This window comes from Bacillus sp. OTU530 (assembly GCF_038440375.1).
Window position 1 is genome coordinate 1 of the sequence record NZ_JASATP010000012.1, and the last position, 12,132, is coordinate 12,132.

Here is a 12,132-nt window from a genome sequence, read left to right on the forward strand (position 1 = left end):
TCTGTCACCTGTCCTTGAATCGTAGCCGGATTGGCTTGAAGCGCCGCATCCAGTACACGTTCTTCTCCTGGTTCTAAGATAATTCGGAAGATAGCCGCTACATAATTATCATCGGATATGACCACCTGGTATTCGCCTCCATTTAATCCATTGATGAAATACAGACCATTCGGATCTGTCAAAGTGAACTTCACTGGCACAGCTGTTCCAACGATAAATACTTGGACGAGAGCGCCAGAAAGGGGTGCCCCTGTTTGTGCATCGGTCACACTTCCCGTCAGAGAAGCAGGGTTGGATGCCAACGCAAAATCCACCGTTTCCGTCTCACCTGGCGTTAAGGTAATGACGGTGAGCTCAGAAGCAAAATTCGGCGCACTCGCCTGAACAGATATCGTGCCTTCCGGCAAACCTGAAATAGCGTATTGCCCGTTCACATCGGTCAGCGTACTCGCCAAAAACCTTCCTTGACTATTGAATACTTGAATCAACGCATTCGGCAGCACTGTTCCCGTCACTGAATCTCGGACTGTTCCATTAATAGTCGCCGGATTCGGTGTTAACGCTACATTCACCGTTTCGGTTTCTCCCGCTGCTAGGTTCACAGACACCGTTTGGCTTGTAAAATTGTCTGTCGAAATGACCACGTTATAGCTTCCTGGAGCGATGCCCGTCAACAGATAGTTCCCAGTTTGATCTGTTTGAGTTGAAGCAACAATCACTCCGCTGCCTTGGACCACGGTGACAACCCCGGCTCCGGCAATCGGAGTTCCCGTTTGTGCGTCTGTCACCTGTCCTTGGATGGTGGCCGGGTTGGCTTGGAGAGCTGCATTCAGCACACGCTCTTCTCCCGGGTCCAAAACGATGCGGAAAATAGACGAGGCATAATTATCCACACCTATCTCTACACGATATTCGCCTTCGGCCAGCCCATTGATAACATACAAGCCTGTCGGGTCTGTCAACGTGGATTTCACCGGCACACCCGTTCCTGCGATAAGCACTTGAACAAGAGCGCCAGAAAGAGGTGCCCCTGTTTGTGCATCGGTCACGCTTCCCGTCAGAGAAGCAGGGTTGGATGCCAGCGCAAAATCCACTGTTCCCGTCTCGCCTGGCGTTAAAGTAATAACTTTCATGTCAGAAGCAAAATTCGGCGCACTCGCCTGAACAGATAACATGCCTTCCGGCAAACCTGAAATAGTGTATTGCCCGTTCACATCGGTCAGCGTACTCGCCAAAAACCTTCCTTGACTGTTGAACACTTGAATCAAGGCATTGGACAGCACATTTCCAGTGGTTGCATCCCGGACCGTCCCGGTAATCAACGCTGGATTTGGCGTTAACGCTATGTTCACCGTTTCGGTTTCTCCCGCTGTTAGGTTCACGGACACCGTTTGGTTTGTGAAATTCGCTGCCGAAAAGACAACGTTATAGCTTCCCGGAGCAATGCCCGTCAACACATAGTTCCCAGTTTGATCTGTTTGAATTGAAGCAACAATCACTCCGCTGCCTTGAATTACTGTGACCACCCCAGCTCCAGCAATCGGAGTCCCTGTTTGCGCGTCCGTCACCTGTCCTTGGATGGTGGCTGGGTTGGCTACAAGAGCTGCATTTAATACACGTGCTTCTCCTGGTCCCAATACGATGTGGAAAATAGACGAGGCATAATTGTCCGCACCTATCACTACACGGTATTCCCCTTCATTCAAGCCATTGATGACATACAGACCATTCGGGTCCGTGAACGTGGATTTCACCGGCACAGCCGTTCCGGCGATAAACACTTGGATGACAGTGCCTGGAAGAGGTGCCCCTGTTTGCGCATCCGTCACACTTCCTGTCAGAGAAGCAGGGTTGGGTGCCAGCGCAAAATCAACCGTTTCCGTCTCACCTGGCTTTAAAGTAATGACTTGCATGTCAGAAGCAAAATTCGGCGCACTCGCCTGGACGGATAGCATACCTTCCGGCAAGCCCGAGATCGTGTATTGCCCGTTCACATCGGTCAGCATGCTCGCCAGAAACCTTCCTTGACCGTTGAACACTTGAATCAAGGCATTGGATAATACATTTCCAGTGATTACATCCCGGACGGTTCCGTTAATGACCGCTGGATTTGGCAGTAACGCTACATTCACCGTTTCAGTTTCTCCTGCCGTTAGGTTCACAGACACCGTTTGGCTCGTAAAATTCTCTGTTGAAAAGACCGCATCATAGCTTCCTGGGGCAATACCAGTTAACACATAGTTCCCAGTTTGGTCCGTTTGAGTTGACGCAACAATAATCCCGCTGCCTTGGATTACCATGACAACCCCGGCTCCGGCAATCGAAGTTCCTGTTTGTGCATCCGTCACCGTTCCCGTCAGGGTAGCTGGGTTCGGAGCCAAAGCAAAGCTCAATGTGGTTATATTTCCTGGCTCAATGGTAAAATTGGCAGCATCTGTCGAAAATCCATCCGCGCTGGCTACAGCTCTGTAGCTTCCAGGAGTTAACCCATTGATTAAAAATTGACCAGATCCGTCAGAAACGACACTGGTTACAAATTCGCCGGTGGTTGATTTAAAAATGGTAATAATAGTCCCTGGTATCGCTCCTCCTGTTTGAGCATTTGAGATAAACCCTGTCAATGAACCAGGATTTGGAGAAATGGGCAATACAATAGTGGATGTTTGGTTTGGATGTAACGAAACAGCTAGGGTATCCGAACCGAAATTAGTTGCGCTCGCACTGACCACTACATTTGTTGGTGGTAACCCGCTAATTGTGAACGCACCATTATTTCCACTGACTCTTTGTGCGATAAAGATACCAGAAAGCGAATTAATGGTTAGGATTGCTCCAGGAACACCTTCACCTGTAATCTGATTAACTACAGTCCCTGTTAACGTTGCTGGCGCGGGCGTTAATGGTATTGTAACGGAACTAATTGTACCTGCTATGACATCAACCGGAACCGTATTGGCACTAAAATCTTGAGCGGATATATTGATAAAGTATCGACCTGCTGATAGTCCCAACACTGAAAATGTTCCGTCCGATTCTGCTACAAAGCTTCGAAGCACTAATCCCGAACTATCTAAAAGTTTGACTTGAATATTGTTTCCCGTAACAGGATTTCCATTTAGATCAACTACTCTTCCACTAACATCACCAACAACACTTGTTAAGGTTAGATTAGCAGCAGTTGTTTGATCACTGATGACAATCACTCCGACCGATTCGGTTGAAAAATTATCCTTATTCGCAATTACTGTATAACTTCCAGGTGCCAATCCATCTACAACATAGTTACCGAATGGACTTGTTAATACCGACGTAACAAAAGATCCATCACCTTTTCGAACAATAATGGTGACTCCATTTATAGGGTTTTCGTTTTGGTCAATTACTTGACCAGCAATGGAACCAGGATCCGGCTGCAATTGGATGTTAACACCAGAAACGGTTTCGCCAGGAGTTAATGTTATTCCGCTTGTGACTGTTGAGAAATTCGGGGCAGTTACGACAACACTAAATGTTCCAGGTGGAATATTTCCTATTGAATAGTTTCCATTAATATCTGTAGATCCAATTCCTATGACTGTTTCATTAGCATCTAAAATTTTAATAATCGCATCTTTAACCGGTTGTCCTGTACTGCTTGTTATCTGACCAGAAATGGTTGCCGGATTCGGCTGCAGAGTAATTGAAACGGATGTTGTTTGATTCGGAAGAACTGTCGCTCCTACGATGGATGTTGCGAAATTTGGGGCGGAAGCTGTAATGATATATTGGCTTGGAGTTATATTATTAAACTGAAATAAGCCTTCCGGCGTTGCTGACGTTGAAGCAATGAATATATTATCAGCGCTGAACAACTGGATTATTGCTCCAGCAATCGCTGGAGTCACTGTGCCAATAATCGATCCAGGATTTTCTTCAAGTGCAACATCCCTTGATGTAATTGTACCTGCTTGAACGACAGCACCTGTCAATCCAGTTTGAAAACCATTGGCTGAAACAATAATATTGTAACTACCTGGTGCAAGCCCAGTTACAGAATAATTCCCTTGAGAACCAGTAAGGACTGATTGGATTAAAACATTGTTTGCATCAGTTATCTTTATAACTGCTCCAGCAATAGGGGTGCCAGCTTGAGCGTCCGTGATCGTTCCGGTAATCCCTCCCGGAGACGGATTCAAACTTACACTGACATTTTTTGTTTCTCCTGGAGATAAAGTGACCGTAGCTGAGTTTGTTTGAAAATTCGGGGCATTGACAATTATTCCGTACGTTCCAGGTGCCAGGTTATTGACCAAATACATACCACTCGGATCCGTAAATGCTGTTGCAATGGTAGAACCACTTAAATTAACAATCCGAATTTCAATAGAAGCCCCAGTAATCGGGTCATCTGTTATGCTATTTCTAATCGTTCCTGTTATGGAGGCAGGATTGGGAGAGAGAGAGAAATTCACAATTGATGTTTGATTAGAGTTTATGATTGCACCACTACTATTTGTTTGGAAGTTGTTTGCAGAGGCAGTGACCGAATAGCTTCCCGGTGCTAAGTTGGTTACAATATATCCGCCATTATTATTCGTTACAGTGCTTGAAACAATCGTGCTTGAAGAACTGTCACGTACAATAACTGTTGACCCGGATAACAGATTGCCGTTATTATCGGTAACCGTTCCAGACAATGTTCCCGGATTTGGTTGAAGCTGGGTGTTAACAATTGTTGTTTGATTCGCTTGAATCAAAGCTCCACTCACACCAGTAGAAAAATTTGGTGAGCTGCTACTGACACTATAGGTACCTGGAATTAAATTATTAATCGTGTAACTTCCGTTTACATCTGTTAAAGCAGAAGCTATCAATATATTATTTTGAAATACTTGTATTACAGCCCCAGAAATCGGGATCCCGTTAACATTTGTCACTGTACCCGAAAGTGTTCCAACTAATCTGGAAAGATTAGCATCTACTGTTGTAGTAGCATCTGACCGAATAATGGCCCCTAAAATTTGCGACCCATATCCGCCTACGGAAAAGCTAACAGAATAGCTTCCCGGTGCCAGAGAATCGATGAAGTAATTGCCTGCTCCATTTGTTGTTGTTTGGGCCACAGCAATCCCGTGACTATTGATGATACGAATACTCGCATTCGCAAGAGGTGCCCCGTTGCCGGCATCCCTTACCGTTCCTGTTAATGCGCCCGGGTTCGGCGATAAGGCCACATTAATTGTTGCTGTTTCACCAGCTGTAAGCGTCGTTCCTATAATTTGTGTGATGAATTGTGGTGTGCTAATTCTTACCCTATACGTTCCGGGTGCCAAATTATTTAACATATATTGACCAGAACCATTTGTTGTTGTACTAGCTATGACTATACCAGTTTCATTTAGCGCTTCAACTAGTACCCCAGACAACGGAGAACCACCGGAGTCTGTAACCGTTCCTTGAACGATAGCTGGATTCGGCTGCAATACAAAATTCTTCGTTACCGTTCCGTTCGATGCAACATCCACCCCTGACGAGGATGACTGAAAGTTTGCCGCTATCACCGATACATTGTAATGCCCTGGTGATACGCTAGAGAATGTGTATTGGCCACTAGCATTTGTTGTCGTTTGGGCAATAAGAACGCCAGCTGTATTCGTTAAATTAACTGTGGCATTTGCTAGCGGACCATCTCCTGCAGCTGTAACAGTTCCTGTGATTGTTCCAGGTTGAGGGGTTAACAATGTATCCGCACGTGTAATATTCCCGGATGTCACTGTTACTGGAATGCTTAATGTAGCATAATTTGCTTTCGAAAATGTTAATGTATACGTCCCAGGAGCAATTCCTGTAAAGCTGTAATCTCCACTTCCATTCGTTATCGTTGTTGCTATTGTTGTACTCCCTTGCTGCAACTGAACCGCAACATCGGCCAAAGGAAGACCTGACGATCGGTCTGCTACATTCCCGACAATGCCTCCTGTTGCTTGAACGGTAATTGCTGTTGTTGCTGTAGCAGCAGGAATTTGATTTCCAGTAAAGCTGTCTATCCCATTTACAGTCGCTGTTTCAAGCGTTCTTGCACCTGCTGTGGTGAAGATTCCTGTCACAGTGAATGTTAATGTAGTTGTCCCGCCCGCTGCCAAATTGCCAATACTCCAGCTTAACGTTTTCGTCGTAGAGTTATATGTCGCGCTCCCTGCTCCAACGGTAACAAGCACAAAGCCTGAAACTATGTCCAGTCCAATGACATCACGAACCAAAACAGTTGTTGCTTGGCTTTTGCCTGTATTCTGAACGGTTATCCTAGCTGTATAAGCTGCCGAAACTCCGGCCGTTACTGTTGAAGGACCTGATACGAGTGTCTTTGAAATATCTAGTTCTGCTCTCACATCTACATCAACAACTGACGCTGGAGCCGAAAACGCACTGATAAACTGAAATCCTTCCAAGCTACGCAATGAATCTTTGTTAAAGTTATTAGCATTAGCAGACGTAAATCCTATTAATTGAACCGATGTTATTTCCGTAATCCCCAGAAAAGAAAATAAGGTATTTGCTGGAATAAAAAAATCAAGAAAAAAATCAGGATTACCTCCAAAATTTGAATTGGCTGGGGTAACTCTGGCTACGTCAAAATTAATAATCTGCCTGCTAAAATTAGGGGCTCCCTTGCCATCTGTCCCTTCAGCAGGGTCATTCCATGTATTAAATTGTATATTCGTATTTTGAATTAAATCCAATCTAGCAGCATTTCCATTTACAGCTAATAACCATTGATAAGTTCCTGCAACCCCGTTCGTATTAAATAAAGCACCCCATGCAAAGTTTTGAAAAGCTGTTTTGGCATTATTTCTTGGATCCTCATTTAATCTCAAGCGAAAATATACATTTGTTCCATCGTACGCATAATAAAAGGAAAGAAAACTTGCATTGCCGACTAAGTCTGTAGAGCCGGGGGATTCATCCCCCACTATGTCAAAGGAAGGCTGGCCTCCTACTATTACAGGAGAGAATTGGTCATTACTAGGAAAAGCCACTGTTTTCACACCTCCAAATTTCCCCATAAGTCACACTCTAAAAAAGATATGAATCAATTAATATAGAAGTGCAAGTTTATATAAAGAAAACTCGCCGATTGGCGAGCCTGCTTTTGGGCGAAGACAGAGGTGTAGTTGCCCTTATACTTTATTCCTAAAATTTCTCGCTACGTCGAATCAGCCTCCAGCTAGAAATTTATACTTTCTTAAAGTGTAAAAAACGTTTCAAGTGCAAAAATCCTAAGTTAAATTCCATAAATATCCAAATTATAGGACATACTAATTTATCAGTGCTTTTACATTTAAAAGAAACCAATTTCTATTTCTCTATTTCTATAATCCGTTTATTAGAAATAACAAATACCAACTTTTTAGGAATTCTTCTCTGAATAGATGTAAATCTTCATCTAATGCACGCTTGATTATAGGCAATGTGGCACCCTTTCATAGCAAAAACCGCAGATATCTAAAAGATTTCTACAGCAAAACATAGAAAAACCGCAGGACACAATTCGTCCTGCGGTTGAATAATTTTGGGCAAAAAACTGGGCAGTTTGCAGTTCCGTATCAGCGCGGTCAAATCAAAGATAAGACCGTATGAAGTTGTAGCCTATGAATCATTACAATTGTCATACGGTTCATCATTCTATTCGACTTACTCTTAGGAAACTGATTCTTGCACAGTAAATTATATACAAATAGGAGTTTATTGTAAACCAATAAATTGGAAAATATTTTAAATTCCACTTTAAGAATAAAGTATAAGGGCAACTACGCCTCTGTCTTCGCCCAAGAGCGGGGCTCGCCAGTCGGCGAGTTTTCTTTATTCATTATTACAGCAGGATATACTCGTATCGTGCGTTTTCTTATTGAAACATTGTTAGCCATGCTACCGTTTCAATCAGTACAATCATCACTGCCCCGCTAATCATAAGCGTTGTTGTGCGAAGCAGCTCATTCTCACGAGACGGAATGTTACATAAATAAGCGCCAAGCGTAATGCGAGACGGACAGGCAATCGTTGAAATAGACGAGCTTGTGTTTTGACTTATAGAAATTGATTGCCAAGATAAGCCGACATGCTGTGCTGTTTGTACCTGCAGCTTAATAAACATGGCATTCGAGCCGGCATTGCTTCCGGTTAAAAACCCTCCTATTGCCCCAATAAATGGCGTCACAATCATAAACATTTTTCCAAACGCATCACCTGCCGTTTGTGCGAGCAGCTGATGCATACCAGAAACGCCCATTATTTCTGAGATAGAAATAAACATTGTGGTCGTAACCACAAACGGAATCCATTGCCGCACTGTACTGCATAATGACTGTTTCACAATTGAAAACGGGACACGAAACAGCATAATCGTAAACATACATGTAAGACCGAGCCAGAATCCAGGTGAATATAAAAGTGCGAGCTTATAAGAATAAGATGGTAAATCCAGGATAAATGTTGATTGTAGCGTATGAGAAACATTTGGAATTAAGCGTGAAAGCAAAATACATACAGTAAGAAACAAGTATGGACTTAATATTTTAATAATGCTTCGATTTTCCCCGGATAATGAGGCGGCGCTTTGTGAATATGTCACTTTTCGCTTAGCGGCGGAAGCTTTGATACGAATGAATCCAAAAGCAATCGTCATCAATGGACTTAAAATACCCGCAAGCTCCACACTTACATACTTACTAAATAGGAAGATAGACAGCGAGAATAGAAGAAAAAAACCTAAAAGCTCCAGCCATTTTTCCTGAACTGCCCTCCAGCCCCCTACTATGTACAGGGAAGTGATCATCATATATGCAAAAATAGGTGTACTTAAAATTGCAGTACTAGATCCAATAACAGATAGCGGAATGTTCACAAGCTGCGAACCGATAATCGTTCCGGTTGCAAGCGCTCCCCATGAGCTAGCTAGCAGCCCAATAAAGGAAAGAAGCGCAGCCTGAAATGGCGAGTAACCCAGCGATAAAAAAATCGGGGCAGCCACCATAAAACCAATGCCAAATCCGCTTGCTGATTCAATAAGCGGACATATCCCAAAACATATAAGCAAAGTCTGCATCATACGATCATTCGTTGTATCCGACACAAAAGAGGCGATAGACTGAATTAAACCTATTTTATTCATAAGGTGAAATAAAAAAATACCAAAAAATAAAACATACGCAACAATGAAGCAAATTAGTGCCCCCTTTGCCGTCGCATGAAGGATTTCTCCCATATGGAGTTGAAAGGGCTGAAACAAAAGTACGATAGCTAAGCAAACAACATAAGAGAAAATGGCAGATCGAAAAGTTGTTTGCTTAAAAGCAAATAAAAACAGAAAAATACTCAGAATAGGACTAAGAGCGAGAAGGATTTCCATGTTTTATCACCTTTTGGATAAGAATTTAGGCAGCTCGGTTTCCACCTAAATGTATTATATAACAGATAACCCTAATAAGAAAACTGTTATAATACTTTCTTTATAGTGTAAAAGGGGTGCCCTAACTAGGACACCCCTGCTTATTTCTCATTTTGCTGCCACAGTACGTGCAGCTTGAATCAAATCACGAATACCTTCCTTATTTCCCTCTTCCAATAGGTCAATAATACGGCTGCCGACAACTACACCATCACATATTTTTGCCATTTCCTTTACATGCTCTGGTGTAGAAATACCGAATCCAGCTAATACAGGTAATGTTGTGACACTCTTTACTTGTTCTAGGTATGTGAACAAGCTCTCTTGAAACTCACGGCGCACACCTGTTACACCTGTTACCGTTACCGCATATAAGAAGCCGCTCGCTTCGGATGCGATTTTACGAATACGCTCAATCGGACTCGTTAATGTAACAAGTGGAATAAGCGCAATATTTGCTGGCTTTAGAACCGGAGACAGTACATCATTGTGCTCAAACGGCAAATCTGGAATGATTAAACCGTCAACACCAGCCTGTACACACTTCTCTATAAAACGTTCACGTCCAAAGGACAGGATTGGATTTAAATATGTCATTAAGACAAATGGTACGGACACATGCGGGCGAACCTCTATAAGCGCTTGAAAAATATCGCTTAGTGTTGTCCCGTTATCAAGAGCACGTTTACCGGCACGCTGAATCGTTGGACCATCCGCAACTGGATCAGAGAATGGAATCCCGATTTCAAGCACACTTGCTCCTTCTTGATCTAAAAATAAAATTGTTTCCTTCAGCTTCTCTAAACCTCCGTCACCCGCCATAATGTACGGTACGAATGCTTTTTCTCCTGCTGCCTTTAACTTTTGGAATACGCCTTCAATACGTTCTGCTCCCATGTTATTTCCTCCCTGCCAAGTAGCCTTTTACGCTTTCTACGTCTTTATCACCACGTCCTGATAAGCAAACGACAATGCCTTCTTCCTTCTTCATCGTTGGTGCAAGCTTCAATACGAATGCAATTGCATGAGAGCTTTCCAATGCTGGAATAATTCCTTCTTCACGCGCTAGCAATTGAAATGCCTCTAACGCTTCCTCATCCGTTACAGAATGATACTCAGCACGTCCTAAATCCTTTAAAAGGCTATGTTCTGGTCCAACACCTGGATAATCAAGACCCGCCGAAATGGAGTGTGCTTCTTGAATCTGTCCGTCTTCATTTTGCAGCAAATACATCATGGAACCGTGTAATACGCCGACTCTGCCCTTTGTTAATGTTGCCGCATGCTTCTCAGTGTCCACACCAGAACCTGCCGCTTCCACTCCGTACATCTTTACCTCTTCATGCGGAACAAATGGATAAAACATTCCCATCGCATTGCTGCCACCGCCGATGCAGGCTACCACTGCTTCTGGCATTTTGCCTTCTTCAGCCAAGTATTGCTCAATAGTTTCTGTTCCAATTATGCTTTGGAAGTCGCGTACAATTTGCGGGAATGGGTGAGGTCCAAGTACAGAACCCATAATATAATGCGTATCCGCCACATTTGTTACCCAGTAGCGAAGCGCTTCATTTACCGCATCCTTTAGTGTTGCGCTTCCAGAGGAGACGCCTTGTACCTTCGCTCCTAGCAATTCCATACGAAATACGTTTAGCTTTTGGCGCTGAATATCTTCTTCTCCCATAAAGATGATACATTCAAGCCCAAGCAATGCACAAACCGTCGCAGTCGCAACCCCATGCTGGCCTGCGCCTGTTTCAGCAACAACCTTCTTTTTCCCCATCCGAACCGCTAATAAAGCCTGGCCGATTGTGTTGTTAATTTTATGAGCACCTGTATGATTCAAATCTTCACGCTTTAAGTAAATTTTCGCTCCGCCTAATCTTTTTGTTAAATTTTCTGCAAGGTACAGCGGTGTTGCGCGACCAACATATTTTTCTAAGTAATGGTTCAGCTGTGCGATGAACGCTTCATCCTCCATCGCTTCCTTATACGCAGCCTCTAATTCCAATACTGACTGCATTAATGTTTCTGGAATATAGCGTCCTCCGTAAATGCCATAATGTCCTCGTTCATCTGGATATGTGTAGTTAAGCATGCTGACTCTCCTTCACTTTTTCTATAAATTCCTTTATTTTCTTTACGTCTTTTTTTCCATCTGTTTCTAAGCTACTGCTTGCATCAATCATATAGGGACGAACAAGAGCGGCTGCTTCCTTCACATTGTCCGCACTTAAGCCGCCTGCCAAAATAAGCTTTGACCGAAGTTCCTCAGGCATGTCTTGTAAAACGTTCCAATCAAAGGTTTTTCCGTTACCGCCATGATACTCCTCTTTTGGACTGTCGAACAGCACATAATCTACCTCATATTTCGTCGCCTGCTGAATCGCTTCAGGCGATGCAACGCCGAATGCTTTAATCGCAGGAACCTGTATGTTCTTGCAGTACGCTTCATCTTCTTCTCCGTGCAGCTGTGCATAGTCAAGACCGCACTGCTTTACAATAGCTTGCACTCTTTCTGGCGTTTCGTTCACAAATACACCAATTTTCAGAACATGCTTTGGCAGCTGGGCAATGATTTCCGCTGCCTGCTCCGGTGTCACCTGGCGCTTGCTTTTCGCAAATACGAATCCAAGTGCATCCGTCCCATACTCACATGTTTTCTTTGCTGTCTCTACGTCCGTAATCCCGCAAACCTTTACCTTCAT

Annotated in this window: 5 protein-coding genes; all 5 read right to left on the reverse strand. The window is 43.6% G+C overall.

The genetic code is table 11. From position 1 onward, the window contains the following. The coding region (locus AAHB12_RS11070) for a carboxypeptidase regulatory-like domain-containing protein (RefSeq protein WP_342045359.1) at nucleotides 1–7,043 on the reverse strand (7,043 nt) is incomplete at its 3' end. An 839-nt stretch (nucleotides 7,044–7,882) separates the two neighbouring features. Then, complete coding sequence (locus tag AAHB12_RS11075; protein WP_342045360.1) at nucleotides 7,883–9,385, reverse strand: L-lactate permease; 1,503 nt, start codon at nucleotides 9,383–9,385, stop codon at nucleotides 7,883–7,885. Nucleotides 9,386–9,532: 147 nt separating this feature from the next. Next, on the reverse strand, nucleotides 9,533–10,321 hold the full coding sequence (trpA, locus tag AAHB12_RS11080) for a tryptophan synthase subunit alpha (RefSeq protein WP_129729010.1): 789 nt from the start codon (nucleotides 10,319–10,321) through the stop codon (nucleotides 9,533–9,535). A 1-nt stretch (nucleotide 10,322) separates the two neighbouring features. Beyond that, a complete protein-coding gene (trpB, locus tag AAHB12_RS11085; protein WP_342045361.1) occupies nucleotides 10,323–11,522 on the reverse strand; it encodes a tryptophan synthase subunit beta in 1,200 nt (399 codons plus the stop codon). Then, nucleotides 11,515–12,132, reverse strand: coding sequence for a phosphoribosylanthranilate isomerase (locus AAHB12_RS11090; RefSeq protein ID WP_342045362.1), 618 nt, complete (start codon nucleotides 12,130–12,132; stop codon nucleotides 11,515–11,517). The genes trpB and AAHB12_RS11090 overlap by 8 nt, the downstream gene beginning before the upstream one ends.

Coding starts and splice junctions, on each gene's coding strand:
- AAHB12_RS11075 (WP_342045360.1), bottom strand. CDS start 9,385: ATGGAAATCCTTCTCGCTCTTAGTCCTATTCTGAGTATTTTTCTGTTT.
- trpA (WP_129729010.1), bottom strand. CDS start 10,321: ATGGGAGCAGAACGTATTGAAGGCGTATTCCAAAAGTTAAAGGCAGCA.
- trpB (WP_342045361.1), bottom strand. CDS start 11,522: ATGCTTAACTACACATATCCAGATGAACGAGGACATTATGGCATTTAC.
- AAHB12_RS11090 (WP_342045362.1), bottom strand. CDS start 12,132: ATGAAGGTAAAGGTTTGCGGGATTACGGACGTAGAGACAGCAAAGAAA.